This is a genomic window from Streptomyces sp. P9-2, from assembly GCF_051903975.1.
Taxonomy (GTDB): Bacteria; Actinomycetota; Actinomycetes; order Streptomycetales; family Streptomycetaceae; genus Streptomyces; species Streptomyces cellulosae.
In genome coordinates this window covers 1083580-1097042 of sequence record NZ_CP192633.1, presented here as the reverse complement: position 1 = coordinate 1097042, position 13463 = coordinate 1083580, and the positions used below count along the sequence as shown (strand labels likewise).

13 protein-coding genes are annotated in these 13463 nt (G+C 73.1%); 5 read left to right on the top strand and 8 right to left on the bottom strand.

The annotated features are described in order from the left end of the window. Window positions 1-41: 41 nt before the first annotated feature. The gene (locus ACQY0Z_RS05150; RefSeq protein ID WP_210635680.1) at window positions 42-695 is read right to left on the bottom strand and encodes an HAD family acid phosphatase; all 654 of its coding nucleotides are present in this window, start codon (window positions 693-695) and stop codon (window positions 42-44) included. A gap of 442 nt (window positions 696-1137) precedes the next feature. Between ACQY0Z_RS05150 and ACQY0Z_RS05145 the strand changes: the two genes are divergently transcribed. Further along, on the top strand, window positions 1138-1875 hold the full coding sequence (locus ACQY0Z_RS05145) for a M23 family metallopeptidase (protein ID WP_189897405.1): 738 nt from the start codon (window positions 1138-1140) through the stop codon (window positions 1873-1875). A 35-nt stretch (window positions 1876-1910) separates the two neighbouring features. Here ACQY0Z_RS05145 and ACQY0Z_RS05140 read toward each other — a convergent pair whose 3' ends face one another. Further along, window positions 1911-2495, bottom strand: coding sequence for a TetR/AcrR family transcriptional regulator (locus tag ACQY0Z_RS05140; protein ID WP_254588004.1), 585 nt, complete (start codon window positions 2493-2495; stop codon window positions 1911-1913). Window positions 2496-2646: 151 nt separating this feature from the next. Here ACQY0Z_RS05140 and ACQY0Z_RS05135 point away from each other — a divergent pair, with 151 nt between their 5' ends. After that, window positions 2647-4215, top strand: a complete 1569-nt coding sequence (locus ACQY0Z_RS05135; RefSeq protein WP_189897402.1) for an MDR family MFS transporter — start codon at window positions 2647-2649, stop codon at window positions 4213-4215. Window positions 4216-4457: 242 nt separating this feature from the next. Here ACQY0Z_RS05135 and cseC read toward each other — a convergent pair whose 3' ends face one another. From cseC to ACQY0Z_RS05110, 5 genes are all read right to left on the bottom strand, one after another. Next, on the bottom strand, window positions 4458-5801 hold the full coding sequence (cseC, locus tag ACQY0Z_RS05130) for a two-component system sensor histidine kinase CseC (RefSeq protein WP_381730723.1): 1344 nt from the start codon (window positions 5799-5801) through the stop codon (window positions 4458-4460). Window positions 5802-5809: 8 nt separating this feature from the next. Continuing rightward, a complete protein-coding gene (gene cseB, locus ACQY0Z_RS05125) occupies window positions 5810-6508 on the bottom strand; it encodes a two-component system response regulator CseB (RefSeq protein ID WP_189897399.1) in 699 nt (232 codons plus the stop codon). A gap of 147 nt (window positions 6509-6655) precedes the next feature. Next, window positions 6656-7306 (bottom strand): hypothetical protein, encoded by a 651-nt coding sequence (locus ACQY0Z_RS05120; RefSeq protein WP_189897397.1) that lies wholly within the window; start codon window positions 7304-7306, stop codon window positions 6656-6658. After that, entirely contained in the window at window positions 7294-7833 is a 540-nt protein-coding gene (locus tag ACQY0Z_RS05115; protein WP_189897396.1) for a SigE family RNA polymerase sigma factor, read from the bottom strand. Before ACQY0Z_RS05115 ends, ACQY0Z_RS05120 begins: the two co-directional genes overlap by 13 nt. Before the next feature lie 282 nt (window positions 7834-8115). Next, window positions 8116-9051 (bottom strand): A/G-specific adenine glycosylase, encoded by a 936-nt coding sequence (locus ACQY0Z_RS05110; protein ID WP_019526650.1) that lies wholly within the window; start codon window positions 9049-9051, stop codon window positions 8116-8118. A gap of 311 nt (window positions 9052-9362) precedes the next feature. Between ACQY0Z_RS05110 and ACQY0Z_RS05105 the strand changes: the two genes are divergently transcribed. After that, window positions 9363-10958 carry a sensor histidine kinase gene (locus ACQY0Z_RS05105; protein ID WP_189897394.1) on the top strand — a complete coding sequence of 532 codons (1596 nt, stop codon included), beginning with the start codon at window positions 9363-9365 and terminating at the stop codon, window positions 10956-10958. Continuing rightward, on the top strand, window positions 10955-11620 hold the full coding sequence (locus ACQY0Z_RS05100) for a response regulator transcription factor (protein ID WP_254588709.1): 666 nt from the start codon (window positions 10955-10957) through the stop codon (window positions 11618-11620). Before ACQY0Z_RS05105 ends, ACQY0Z_RS05100 begins: the two co-directional genes overlap by 4 nt. A gap of 6 nt (window positions 11621-11626) precedes the next feature. Here the strand turns inward: ACQY0Z_RS05100 and ACQY0Z_RS05095 are convergent, their stop codons facing one another. Beyond that, complete coding sequence (locus ACQY0Z_RS05095; protein WP_254588710.1) at window positions 11627-12271, bottom strand: phosphatase PAP2 family protein; 645 nt, start codon at window positions 12269-12271, stop codon at window positions 11627-11629. Window positions 12272-12445: 174 nt separating this feature from the next. Here ACQY0Z_RS05095 and ACQY0Z_RS05090 point away from each other — a divergent pair, with 174 nt between their 5' ends. After that, a complete protein-coding gene (locus tag ACQY0Z_RS05090; RefSeq protein WP_439811893.1) occupies window positions 12446-13327 on the top strand; it encodes a hypothetical protein in 882 nt (293 codons plus the stop codon). The last annotated feature ends 136 nt before the right edge of the window (window positions 13328-13463 follow it).

Genomic DNA, 13463 nt, shown 5'->3' with positions numbered 1-13463 from the left:
ACCCGCGAGGGTGCCGGCCCCTTTCGTATGTCCTGGGGCGGTCAGGAGAGCTGGCCGTCGTAGTCCGGGAGCTTGAAGGTGCGCTCGGCGTGGCCGCCGGAGAGGTCGGTGGCGCTGTTGCCGATGTTGGCGATGATCGTGTAGCCCTTGCGCTCGATGTCGATCCGCTGCGCGGTCTTGTACTCGGCGACGTTCCGGAAGAGGTCGATGAAGCCCCGGACGTACAGCCCTGAGGACTCGTAGCCGGCCCGGTCGAGGTTCCACTCCGTGGGCGCGTAGATGATGCCGGGGCGGGCCGTGACGAAGAACAGGTCGACGCCCCGCTCCTCGGCGTAGCGGGCGACCTCCAGGACCGGTTCGTTGGCGGGCTGCGGGAAGCTGAACCCGAAGTCGGTCTCCAGGGCGGTGTTGTCGATGTCGAGGACGATCGCCTGCTTCTCGCCCGGACGGGCGGCGGCGATGCGCTGCTTCACATAGGGCAGGGCCTGGTCCATGACGGCCCGGCAGTCGCGCTGCCAGGTGTCGTAGTCGACGTCCGCCGCGAGGGCGGGGGCGGTGGCCGGGAGAGCGGCGGTGGCCGTCGTGGGGGCTGCGGAGGCGGGTGTGGCCTCTGCGGGGGCGGCGAGGGCCACCAGGGCGGTCGCGGAGACGGCGGTCACCGATACGCGGCGCAACCAGGGGCGTCGGCTTCTCATGTCGTGGGGGTCCTCTCACGTCCGTGACGCTGCCAACATGTCGTGTGCATGCTCGTGTGCGAGGGTGACGCGAGGTGAACCGTAGGGTTACCGGGCGGTAGGCGGCCAGAGGCCTGCGCCACATTTCTCCGCCCGCTTTTTCACTCCCCCGGTGACGTGCCGCACAGGAGCTACGTCACGTACGGCCCGGAATAGTAGAGGGCCATCGAAACTACATCGAACATTCCGGTGGATAGCGCGCCCGATCGGCTTGAAATGGGGCTTTCGCCCCCTGTGAGCCGCGTCTCAGAGGCCGTACATCTCAGTCGGTATCTACGAATTTCCGTCGTAGGTCACACCTTTGCGCCATTTCGGGCGAAAGGGTTACCACTGAATAGCCACCACGCCACGGGTCCCCGTGAGCCGGTGGCTCTCCTCTGTCCCCTCCCCCCATGAGGTTTCGATGTTCGAGCGCGTCACGTCCCGTTTCCCCCGTACGTCCGCCACCCGTACCCGTGCGGCCGTCCTGGCCGCCGGCCTGGGCACCTCGGTCGTCCTGGGAGTCGGGGTCGCGGCCGCCGTCGACAACACGGCCGCGTCCACCACGGCCGGCGCCGTGCAGGCGCAGGCGGCCGCCCAGTCCAAGGCCGCCGAGGCGCAGGCGAAGGCCGTCCAGGCGCAGGCCGAGAAGGCGGCGAAGGCCGCCGAGGCGAAGAAGGCCGCTGCCGCCAAGGCCGCGCAGGCCAAGAAGGCGGCGAAGGCCGCGGCCAAGAAGAAGGCCGCCTCCTGGATCGACCCGGTGAAGTCCTACAAGCTGTCGGCGAGCTTCGCGGCGAACGGCGGCATGTGGGCGCACAAGCACTCCGGCCAGGACTACGCGGTCCCGACCGGCACCCCGGTGATGGCCGCCCACGGCGGCACGGTCGTCAAGGCCGGCGGCAACGGCGCGGGCGACGGTCCCGCGTACGGCAACGCCATCGTGATCAAGCACGGCAACAAGACGTACTCGCAGTACGCCCACCTGTCGTCCGTGAACGTGAAGGTCGGCCAGGTCGTGAAGACCGGCCAGAAGATCGCCCTGTCCGGCAACACCGGCAACTCCAGCGGTCCGCACCTGCACTTCGAGATCCGCACCACCCCGAACTACGGCTCCGCCGTGGACCCGGCGAAGTTCCTCCGCAGCCACGGCGCGACGGTCTGACCCGCGGGGAGCGGACGGAAGCGACCGCCTGGGCCCTAGTCGCCCGCCGTGTGCCGGTGGGCCTGGGTGATCAGATCGACGGCGACCTCGAGAACGGCTTCACGCCGCTTCCCGGGGTCGCTTTCGACTTCCTGGAGGACGTGCATCCCGGCGTGCAGCGTGAACAGGGCGCTGATGCAGCGCACCTGGTCGACCAGGTCGGCGTCGGGGTCGATGAGGATGTCCCGCAGACCGAGCATCTTCGTCTTGAACATGTCGCCGATGCGCAGCTCGCGGATGGTCGCCTGGTTCTCCTGCATGAAGCGGAAGAGCGGGGCGGCCTCCATCAGCGCCGCGCTGTAGCGGCGGATGATCTCCTGCTTGGTCTCCAGCGAGTGCGGCTGCCGGCGCCCCCACTCGATCAGGTCCTCGATGGGCCGGGAGAGATCCTCGAAGATCGACACGAGGATCTCTTCCTTGGTCTTGAAGTGGTAGTAGAGCGCCGCCTTGGTGACGTCCAGCCGCTCGGCGATCTCGCGCAGCGAGGTCTTCTCGTAGCCCTGCTCGGCGAAGAGTCCGAGCGCCACTTCCTGGATGCGCTGGCGGGTGTTCCCGCGGCGCCGCTGCCTGGTGCCGTCCATGGTGCCGCCCATCTTTCCCCTCGGACCCTCTTGACGAAAACTTACTTGACGCCCGGCTAGTTACGCGACTAGCTTCCCCGTCGTAGTCAACTAGCCGGGCGGCAAGTAAGTAAAGACGGGTCACCCGAGGGTGGCCGGGGGAGTGGGATCCATGACGGACACAGTGGCGGCGGGGGCCGCACCGACGGACGGCGCGAAACAGCCGCGGAGCGTGCGGGTGGTGCTGCTCGCGCTCATGATCGCGATGATGCTCGCGATGCTCGACAACATGATCATCGGCACCGCGATGCCGACGATCGTGGGTGAGCTGGGCGGCCTGGAGCACCTCTCCTGGGTGGTCACGGCGTACACGCTGGCCACCGCGGCCTCCACCCCGGTGTGGGGCAAGATCGGCGACATGTACGGGCGCAAGGGCTCGTTCGTCACCTCCATCGTGATCTTCCTGATCGGCTCCGCGCTGAGCGGCATGGCGCAGGACATGGGCCAGCTCATCGCGTTCCGCGCGGTGCAGGGCCTGGGCGCGGGCGGCCTGATGGTCGGCGTCATGGCGATCATCGGCGACCTGATCCCGCCCCGGGAGCGCGGCAAGTACCAGGGCATGATGGCAGCCGTGATGGCCCTCGCGATGATCGGCGGGCCGCTCGTCGGCGGCACCATCACCGACAACTGGGGCTGGCGCTGGGCCTTCTACATCAACCTGCCGCTCGGCGTGATCGCCCTCGCCGCGATCGGGGTGGTGCTGCACCTGCCGAGGAAGCGGTCGCAGGCGGGCATCGACTACCTCGGCGTGACGCTGCTGACCGTCGGCATCACCGCGATCGTCCTGGTCACCACCTGGGGCGGCACCGAGTACGCGTGGACGTCCACGCGGATCATGGAGCTGATCGCCCTCGGCGTCGCGTCCCTGGTGGGCTTCGTGTTCTGGCAGACCCGGGCCGCCGAGCCCGTGGTGCCGCTGCACATCTTCCGCAGCCGCAACTTCACGCTGATGTCCGTCATCGGCTTCATCGTGGGCTTCGTGATGTTCGGCGCGACGCTCTTCCTGCCGCTGTACCAGCAGTCCGTGCAGGGCGCCTCGGCGACCAACTCCGGTCTGCTGCTCCTGCCGATGCTCGGCGCGATGCTGGTCACCTCGATGGTCGCGGGCCGGGTGACGACGAACACCGGCCGCTACAAGGTGTTCCCGGTGGTGGGCAGCGCCCTGCTGATCGTGGGCCTGTACCTGCTGTCCACGATGGACACCGGGACCTCCCGCCTCACCTCCGGCGTCTTCATGGCCGTCGTCGGCCTCGGCATGGGCTGTCTGATGCAGATCACCATGCTGGTCGCGCAGAACAGCGTGGAGCTGAAGGACATGGGCGTGGCGTCCTCCACGACCACCCTGTTCCGCACCCTCGGCTCGTCCTTCGGCGTCGCGGTGATGGGCGCGCTGTTCAACCACCGCGTCCAGGACGTCATGGCGGAGCGGGCGGGCGCGCTCGGCTCCAAGGTGACCGAGCAGTCCGCCCAGCTCGACGCGGCGAGCCTGGCGAAGCTGCCGGAAGCCGCCCGCGAGGCCTACCAGCACGCGGTCTCCTCGGGCACGCACGGGGCGTTCCTGCTGGGCGCGGCGGTGGCGGTCCTCTCACTGGCGGCGTCGGTCTTCGTCAGGGAGGTCCCGCTGAAGGGAGCGGGGCCGCAACGGGAGGAGGCTCCCGTGGCGGCGCCGGAGACGGTCTGAGACGCGGGGGCTTCCGGGGCGCCCATCGCCGCGGGCCCCGCAGGCCCCGCAGGGGGCTTACGCCGGCGTCCGCGTCGCTCTGAGACACCGGGGGCTTCTGGGGCGTCCGCGCGCCCCGGCCCCGCAGCGCGAGGGCGCCCCCGTGCCATGCCGGTGCCCGCGTCGGTCCGAGGCGCCTCGAGTTCCGGGGCGCCCTCACGCCCATCACAGGGGCTTCCGGGGTGCCCCCGGAAACCCCCTTCTCACTGCCCCAGCACCGGATAGCTCCCCGTGTTCGTCGGGGCGTGTTCCGGGAGCCAGAGGACGGCTGCCGCGCCCTCGGGCGGGGTGTCGGACGGGGCGCCTGCCGGGCGGACGTTGCGGAAGGTCAGGCGGGCGCCCAGGACGCGGGCCTGACCGGCCGCGATGGTCAGGCCCAGGCCGTGGCCCCGGCCCGCGCGGTCCGCGCTGCCGGTGCGGAAGCGGCTCGGCCCCTCGGCGAGCAGGTCCTCCGGGAAGCCGGGCCCGTGGTCGCGGACCCGGACGACCCGGCCCTCCACGGTGACCTCGATGGGCGGAGCCCCGTGCCGCGCCGCGTTGGCGAGCAGGTTGAACAGCACCCGCTCGAGCCGCCGCGGGTCGGTGGTGACCTCCGACTCGTGCGTCACGCGGACGACCACGTCCGGGTCCTTCGCCGCGACCCGGCGGGCGACGAACTCGCCGAGCAGGATGTCCTGCAGCTCGGCCCGTTCGGAGGCGCTGTCGAGGCGGGCGACCTCCAGGACGTCCTCGACGAGGGTGCGCATCGCGCGCGCACGGTCCTGCACCAGCTCCGTGGGGCGGCCCGGGGGCAGCAGCTCCGCCGCGGTGAGCAGACCGGTCACCGGGGTGCGCAGCTCGTGGGCGATGTCGGCGGTGACCCGGCGCTCGGCCTCCAGCCGCTGCCGCAGCGCGTCCGCCATGGCGTCCACCGCGCTGGCCAGGTCGTCGGTCTCGTCCCGCACCACCCCGCCGATGGCGTCCCGCACCCGTACGTCCGTCTCGCCCCCCGCGACCCGGTTGGCCGCCGTGGCCGCCTTGCGCAGCCGCCGCGACAGGTGCCCGCCGATGAGCACGCCGAGCGCGCACCCGCCGAACACGGTCGCGAGGGAGCCGATCCACAGGGCCTGGTCGAGATCCTTGAGGATGTCCGAGCTGCGGTCGGTGAAGCCGGAGTGCAGCGACATCACGTGCCCGTTCTTCAGCGGCACCGCCGCCCAGATGTCCGGCGCGCCGCCCCGGTCGGCGACGTACGTGGCGCGGCGGCCCTGCTCGACCTTGGCGCGCAGCTCCGCCGGCAGCTGCGGGTCGTCGATCTTGGTGTTGGGGAAGTTCAGCCGCCCGGACAGCTCGTAGTTCCGCTGGGCGATCATGATGCGTTCGTCGGCCAGGTCGCGGGCGTTGTCCAGCATCGACACCCGGGCCGCGTTGTGCACGACCAGGCTGAGCGCGACCGCCACCAGCGCGCCGACCAGCGCGATGGCCGCGCTGAGCTTCCATCGCAGGCCCGCGCCGATGTTGGCCTGCCGTACGAACGCCGTCGCCAGGCGCCGGAAGGGTCCCCGCATCCGTCCGCTCAGGCCTTCAGTTTGTAGCCGAAGCCGCGGACCGTCTCGATCCGGTCCTGGCCGATCTTCGCGCGCAGCCGCTGCACATGGACGTCGACCACCCGGGTGTCCCCGCCCCAGCCGTACTCCCAGACGCGCTCCAGCAGCTTGTCACGGGTGAGGACGGTGCCCGGCGCGGCGGAGAACTCCAGCAGCAGCCGCATCTCGGTCGGGGTGAGCGCGACCGGCCGGCCGGCCTTGCGCACCTCCATGCCCTCGGTGTCGATCTCCAGCTCACCGAAGGCCAGCACGGGCCCGGCGTCCTCGTCGTCCTGCCCGGCGCCCGCGCCGCCCGCCCGCTCGAAGCGGCGCAGCACCGCGCGGATCCGGGCGACCAGGACCGCGCCGTCGAACGGCTTGGTCACGTAGTCGTCGGCGCCCGCCTCCAGGCCCAGCACCACGTCGATGGCGTCGGCCCGCGCCGACAGCATGATCACCGGCACGGTCGACTCGTCCCGTATCCGCCGGCACAGGCTGACGCCGTCCAGGCCGGGCACCATGACGTCGAGGAGCGCGATGTCCGGCCGGTCGGCGCGGAACGCCTCCAGACCCGACAGCCCGTCGGGCATCGCGGTGACCGCGAAGCCGTCCCGCTCCAGCGTGAGCTGGGTGGCCTCACGGATGACGTCGTCGTCCTCGACGAACAGGACATGGGTCTGGTCTGCCATCCCGCTGCTCTCAGTTCTCGTGTGATCCCGGGCGGGGCGTGCCCCGTGGGTCCTGGCTGCCCACCCCACGGGACGCACCGGCCGCGCGACGGGTTCACCCCTTCATCGTGCGAGGGCCCGCCGGCGGTTCCCGCTGTGAGCCATGTCTCAGCTGTCCGGCGCCGGTGTCGGCACCGCGCCGGCGACCGGCCCGTACTCGTTGTGCGTGCGGTACTTCTCGTCGAACCGGCCGGAGATCCAGCGGTACGTGATCACGACCTCGCCGGACGGGCTCGACACCGGGTCGCCGCGGTCGTAGACCTGCTTGGTCACCACCAGGTCCCCCCGGTCGATCTCGGCGTAGACCGGCGGCTCCTCCGCGCTGAACACGTTGACGTAGCCGTCGCCCTGGTGCCGGTACACGTACGCGCCGATGCCGACGGCGTCACCGCAGGTCAGCACGTTGACGACGACGTCGTCGCGGGCCTCCCCGGTGAGGTTGCCGTAGCTGACGTCCACCGGGTACTCGTCGGCGACGCAGGGCTTCAGCTCCCGCTTCACCTCGTCCGACACGGCCGGGTCCTTCATGATCAGCCGCACCGCGTCCACCCGGTCGGGCGTCGGCGAGGACGCGGTCGCGGGGGCGGCCGGGCTGGCCCCGCCGTCGACACGGGCCGGGCCCTCGTCCCGGGCGCCGGTGCCGCTCGCGCCGCATCCGGTGCCGAACAGCGCGACGGCGGCGAGCACGGCCGTCGCCGTACTCGCCGTCCGGGCGGTGGACCGGGCCCGAAGGGGCCCCGGGCCGGTCAGGCCGCGCAACGCTCCCGCTCCTCACGCTCCAGCGCGCGTGCGTCCGACTCGCGGGACTCCAGCTCCTCGCGGAGCCGGGCCAGCGCCCGGTGCAGCGTGCTCTTGACCGTTCCGGCCGACATGCCGAGCGCGGCGGCCGTCTCGTCCGTGGACATCTGCTCCCAGTGTCGCAGCACCACGACACTGCGCTGCTTCGGGGCGAGGACCTTCAGCACGTCCATCAGCAGGGCGCGGTCCGCGTACTGCTCGGTGGCGTCCTCCACGCGCGACTCGGGGAGCTGCTCGGTGGGCACCTCCTCCAGCTTCCGCGCCCGCCACCACTCCGTCCGCGTGTTGATCATGACGCGGCGCAGATAGGCGTCGGCCAGCCGCTTGTCCTCGATGGTCTCCCAGCGGCCGTAGGTGCGCACCAGCGCGGTCTGCAGCAGGTCCTGCGCCTCGATGGGGTCCGGGACCAGGCGCCGGGCGCTGCGCAGCAGCGCGTCCTGCCGGGTGCGGACGTACTCCTCGAACTCGAGCACCTCGCCCTTCGCCATGGTGTACCGCCTTCCGGTCCCCGTTCCGGCCCGCCCCCGCGGGCCGGCCGTACCGCTCGTGTTCCGTCTGTCGTGCTCCGGTCGAGCACGCAATCGAAACTACGGAGGCGTTGTCACGGCACTGTGCGGAGCACCCTGCGGTCCGCCCTCGGGTGTCCGTCGGTTGTGTAACGGAGGGACGAACGGGACGAAGGGGTGAGGCGTTCGGTACGGGTATGGGGCGGTACGCCCGTCATGCGCGGTGGGACGGGTGTGAACCGTGTGACGGGCGAGGGACCGGAATCAGGTCAGCGGCAGCCGGTACAGGCCACCCGGCATCGGCTCCACCAGGCCGTCCGACACGAGCCCGTCCAGCGCGCGGGCGCGCTGCACCGGCTCGTGCCACACCCGGTCCAGCGCCGCCTGCGGCACCGGCCCGTGCGCCTCCCGCAGCACGGCGAGGAGCCGGCCGCGGACCTGACGGTCGGTGCCCGCGTACGTCTGCCCGCGGCGCGGCGGACCCTCGTGCGCGGGCTTGCCCGCCAGCCGCCAGGCACACTGCGCGGCGATCGGGCAGCGGTGGCACGCCTCGTTCTTCGCCGTGCACACGAGCGCGCCCAGCTCCATGGAGGCGGCGGCCCACCGGGCGGCCGTGGCCGCGTCCTCCGGCAGCAGCGCGCGGGCGAGCCGGCGCTCCGCGGCGGTGGTGGCGTTCGGCGGGTACTGCGTGCCGCTGACCGCGCGGGCGAACACCCGGCGGACGTTGGTGTCCAGCACCGCGTGCCGCTGCCCGTAGGCGAACGACGCCACGGCCGCGGCGGTGTACTCGCCGATGCCGGGCAGCGCGAGCAGCTGGGCGTGGTCGGACGGTACGTCGCCGCCGTGCCGTTCCGTTATGGCCACGGCGGCTCCGTGCAGCCGCAGGGCGCGGCGCGGGTAGCCGAGCCGGCCCCAGGCGCGGACGGCCTCGCCGGGCGCCTCGGCGGCGAGGTCGGCGGGGCGCGGCCACCGGGCCATCCACTGCTCGTAGACGGGCAGCACCCGGTTGACGGGGGTCTGCTGCAGCATGAACTCACTGACCATCACCCCCCACGCGCCGGCCTCCGGGCGCCGCCACGGAAGGTCCCGGGCGTGCTCGTCGAACCAGTCGATGACGGGGGAGTGCAGCGGCTCACCGGGAGCACGCTCGGACACGGAATCGGCGGCGGTGCCGTACGGGGGCTTCGTGGGAGCAGTCATGACTCGTCGATCCTGCCACGCCGCACCCCGCGGACGGCCGAGCGCCACGGGGAAGGGGCGTTCGTTCCCCGAGCGGGCAGGGAGAGTGCGGCCGCACGGGGGAGGCCGGGGCCGCGTGCCGGGCCGTCCCGGCCGGGGTGGGGGAGGGGGGAGGGGGTGTGTGGCCTGGCGGTCGGCAGGGGCGGGGTGTGTGCCGCCGCGTGGGGGACGGGAGGGCGGCGGGCTTGGGTGCCGGGCCCTCCCGGAAGGTGACGCCGGACCTGACGATCGGCAGGGGCGGGCGGCCTGCGGCCGCTTGTAGCGTCGGTCGCATGGACCGTGCCCGTACGGCCGCGCCCGCCGGGCGCGTGGACCGTGCCCGTACCGCCGCGCTCGCCGGGCGCTGCCTGCTCTGGGCGGCGCTCGTCCTCCCGGGCGTGTGCGCCGGCGCGCTCGGGCTGAGCGAGCCGCGCCCCGTGTGGCAGCAGGCGGCCGGGGCCGGTGTGCTCGCCGCCGCCACCGCCCTCGCCCGCCGCGGTCCCCTCATGGCGTTCGTCCTGACGGCCGCCCTGTGCCTGGCCGACGCGCCCGCGCTGTTCAGCCTCTCCTACGGCCCCGCGCTCGCCGTGTTCGCCCTGCTGCTCGGGCTGCGGGCGGAACGCACCGGCCCCGCCGCCCTGACCTTCGCCGCCGTGGCCGCCGCCGGCACCGTGCGGATCGCGCTGGGCGGGGGCGACCCGGTCCCGCCGTGGCTGGTGATGACCGGCACCCTCCTCTTCGGGTGCGTCCTGCCCTGGCTGGGCGGGCGCTACTGGCGGCAGAGCCGTGAGCTGACCGCCGCGGGCTGGCTGCGGGCGGCCCGCCTGGAGGAGGAGCAGCGGTTCGCCGAGGAGCGGGCGCGGCTGCGCGAGCGGGCGCGGATCGCCCAGGACATGCACGACTCCCTCGGCCACGAGCTGAGCCTGCTCGCGCTGCGGGCAGGGGTCCTCCAGGTCGCGCCGGACCTGCCCGGACATCACCGGGCCGCCGCGGCCGACCTGCGGGCGGCGGCCGCGGACGCGACGGACCGGCTGCACCGCATCATCGGCGTGCTGCGTGAGGGCGACGACGAGCCGCTCCCGCTCGCCCCGGCCGGGGAGACCGTCGAACAGCTCGTCGCCCGCGCCGCCGGCTCCGGGCTGCCGGTGCGCTGCGATACCGACGGACGGCCGGTCGAGCCGGGCGGGGTGGCGGAACGGCTGCTGTACCGCGTGGCCCGGGAGGCGCTGACCAACGCGGCCCGGCACGCACCGGGCGCCCCTGTCGTCGTGGAGCTGACCGGCGGTCCTGGAGCGACCGTCACCGTCACCAACGGACGCGCTACGGAGCCGGGTTCGTCGCCCTCCGGCGGCGGTACGGGCCTGCGCGGGCTGCGCGCGGCCGTCACGGCGGTCGGCGGGACCTTCGAGGCGGGACCGCACGGGGGCGGCTACCGGGTGCGGGCCCACCTCCCCGCGCGGCTGGACGGGCCCTCAGCGCCGTCCCGTGCGCCCTCCGCGCCCCTCACCCGCGCCCGCCGCCGGGTGGCGACCGCGCTGGGGGCCGCCGCGGGCGCGGGCGTCGCCCTGGTCGCGGCGGCGGCGGGCTGGTACGCGTACACCGAGACGCACGCGGTCCTCGAACCCGCCGCCTACGCCGCCCTCCGCCCCGGCACGCCGCTCACCGCCCTCGACCTGCCCGACCGGCAGATCCAGGACCCGCCGACGGACCGCGCCCCCGCCCCGCCCGAGGGCGCCGACTGCCGCTACTACCGCGCGAGCGGCGAACTGTTCGTCTCCGTCGACCACTACCGCCTCTGCTTCGACCACGCGGGCCGTCTGGTCGCCAAGGACGTCGTCCCGCGCGCGGGCGGCCGAACGGGCGCCACCCACGAGGAGTCCACGCCATGATCCGGGTCCTGCTGGCCGACGACGAGGCGATGGTGCGGGCCGGGGTGCGCGCCATCCTGGACAGCGGCGGCGAGGCGGAGGTCGTCGCCGAGGCGGGCGACGGACGCGAGGCCGTCGAACTGGCCCGCGCGCACCGCCCCGACGTGGCCCTGCTCGACGTCCGCATGCCCCGCCTGGACGGGCTCGCGGCGGCCGAGGAGATCGTCCGCACCGTTCCCGGCACGGCCGTCGCCGTCCTCACCACCTTCTCCGAACGCGACTACGTGGCGCGGGCGTTGGCCGGCGGCGCGACCGGCTTCCTGCTGAAGTCCGGCGACCCGTACGAACTCCTCGCGGGCGTACGGGCGGTGGCGGGCGGCGCGGCCTTCCTGTCGCCCAAGGTCGCCCGGTACGTGATCGAAGGGCTCGGCGGGACCGACGGCGGCGGGCGGCTCGCCCGGGAGGCGGAGGCGCGGGCCCGCGTGGAGGCCCTCAGCCCGCGCGAGCGTGAGGTGCTGGGCCTGGTCGGGGCCGGGCTGTCCAACCCGGAGATCGCCGCCCGGCTGCACCTCGTCGAAGGCACGGTGAAGGCGTACGTGAGCGCGGTCCTGGAACGGCTCGGCGTGCGCAATCGCGTACAGGCGGCGATCGTCGCGTACGAGGCGGGGCTGGTGGACAGATGACTGCGGTCAGGGGCGGCGGTGGGAGGCGTGGGGGAGGGCGACGGACCGCGGGCCCGGGCCGGTGATCCACCGCGACACGGGCGCCGTCGAGCCGCGCACGGCTTCCGTGAGCCGCGTCGCGGGTCCCGTGGCCAGGGCGACGACGGTCAGTGCGACGGCGGCGCCCAGCAACAGGCCGGCGGCCACGTCGTGCGGGTAGTGCACGCCCACGAACACCCGTGAGAACGCGGCGAGTACGGCGAGCGGGGCGGTCAGCCAGACCAGGGTCCTGCGCACCAGGACCAGTGCCGCGGCGGAGGCGCCCGCGATGGTGGCGTGGTTGCTCGGGAAGGACCAGTCGCCGTACGGCGGGCACTCCGCCAGCGAGGGGGCGGCGCCGGTCACCGCACGGCACGGACGCTCCTCCGTCACCACGGACTTGAGCACCTCACTGCAGATGAACGCCACAGCCGTGGCCAGGGGTGCAAGGACCGCGATCGCGAACGCGCGGCTGTCGGACCGACGTGCGCGCCACCAGCCGAGGGCGAACAGCGCGACGAACACGAGGAGTCCGGCCTCCGTCCCGATCTCCGCCGTGTGCCGCAGCCACGCCGGGGCGTCGTGCGCGTGGTCGGTGATGTCGCGGTACAGCCCGCTGTCCACAAAGTCCATGGTCACCGACCGTAAGGGAACGATCGGAACGGTCACACCCAGCGATCGTCGGGTGCGGTACCTGACGAAAGACAGGGGTGTGCGGCCGGTTACCGGGATGATGATCCGTAAAAGTTGCGCGCGGAGCGGCGGGTGGGACAAGCGAACGCTCGGATCTCTCGTACAGTTTGCGCCGTGGGATCTCTGCGCAATCCGGTCGGGCCGCTTCCCTCCTCCATCTACTGGCGTCGGAGGGCCGTACTGCTGTCCGTGCTCGCCCTGTTGGCGTTGTTGATCACCTGGGTCGTGGTCTCCGCCGGCGGGAACGGCAAAGGCTCGAACAACGGGGCCAACGGCAAGAATCCGGTGCACACGATCACGCCGGGGCCGTCCGGTTCGGGTCCCGCGATCAGTCAGGCGCCGGGTGGGCGCGACGAGACGGGGGACGGCGGGTCGGAGGGGTCCGGGGGCGGTTCCGGTGACTCCGGGGGCTCGTCCGGTTCCGGTTCTGACGGCGCGAGCGGTGACGGTGACCCGGCGGACTCCGCGGGGTCCGGGGGCGCGGAGGGTTCGGGCGGCGGTGCGGGCGGTAGCGCCGGTGGCGGTTCCGAGGGCGGTACGTCCGCGGGGGTCGGCGCGGGGGACGCGCTGCCGGCCGGGTCCGGGTCGGGGCTGCCCAACTGCTCGGCGAGCGCGGTCCGTTTCAGTCTGCGGAGCGAGCGGAACACGTACGGGCCTGGGGAGACGCCTACGTTCTTGCTCACCGCGCGGAACACTTCCGGGAGTGACTGCAAGATCGATCTCGGTCCTGAGCGGACGGTTCTGACGGTGTCGCAGGCCACGGACGACGACACGTTCTGGGCGTCGGACGACTGCCCCAAGGGGGCGCGGAGTTTGGCGTTCCGTGTGCCGGCCGGGGACAGCATCACGTACACCGTGAAGTGGGACCGGAAGCCGAGCGCGGCGGAGTGTGCGACGCCCAAGGCGGGGGCGGCCAAGCCGGGGACGTATCTGGTCGAGGCGAAGGCGCCTGGGTTTGAGAAGGTGCGGACGTCGTTCGTGCTGAAGGCTGACTAGGGGGCCTTCAGGTCGCGGTCGCCTGCGGGGCGGTGGGGGCTGGTCGCGCAGTTCCCCGCGCCCCTGTTGGGGTGGCTGAGGTTCGTCTTCGGCTGCGGGCCGGTGGGGGTTTGTCGCGCAGTTCCCCGCGCCCCTA

What these genes read in the sequence shown, in the direction of transcription:
- ACQY0Z_RS05145 (WP_189897405.1), top strand. Translation starts at nt 1,138, where the DNA reads ATGTTCGAGCGCGTCACGTCCCGTTTCCCCCGTACGTCCGCCACCCGT.
- ACQY0Z_RS05135 (WP_189897402.1), top strand. Translation starts at nt 2,647, where the DNA reads ATGACGGACACAGTGGCGGCGGGGGCCGCACCGACGGACGGCGCGAAA.
- cseC (WP_381730723.1), bottom strand. Translation starts at nt 5,801, where the DNA reads ATGCGGGGACCCTTCCGGCGCCTGGCGACGGCGTTCGTACGGCAGGCC.
- cseB (WP_189897399.1), bottom strand. Translation starts at nt 6,508, where the DNA reads ATGGCAGACCAGACCCATGTCCTGTTCGTCGAGGACGACGACGTCATC.
- ACQY0Z_RS05150 (WP_210635680.1), bottom strand. Translation starts at nt 695, where the DNA reads ATGAGAAGCCGACGCCCCTGGTTGCGCCGCGTATCGGTGACCGCCGTC.
- ACQY0Z_RS05115 (WP_189897396.1), bottom strand. Translation starts at nt 7,833, where the DNA reads ATGGCGAAGGGCGAGGTGCTCGAGTTCGAGGAGTACGTCCGCACCCGG.
- ACQY0Z_RS05140 (WP_254588004.1), bottom strand. Translation starts at nt 2,495, where the DNA reads ATGGACGGCACCAGGCAGCGGCGCCGCGGGAACACCCGCCAGCGCATC.
- ACQY0Z_RS05110 (WP_019526650.1), bottom strand. Translation starts at nt 9,051, where the DNA reads ATGACTGCTCCCACGAAGCCCCCGTACGGCACCGCCGCCGATTCCGTG.
- ACQY0Z_RS05105 (WP_189897394.1), top strand. Translation starts at nt 9,363, where the DNA reads ATGGACCGTGCCCGTACGGCCGCGCCCGCCGGGCGCGTGGACCGTGCC.
- ACQY0Z_RS05100 (WP_254588709.1), top strand. Translation starts at nt 10,955, where the DNA reads ATGATCCGGGTCCTGCTGGCCGACGACGAGGCGATGGTGCGGGCCGGG.
- ACQY0Z_RS05095 (WP_254588710.1), bottom strand. Translation starts at nt 12,271, where the DNA reads ATGGACTTTGTGGACAGCGGGCTGTACCGCGACATCACCGACCACGCG.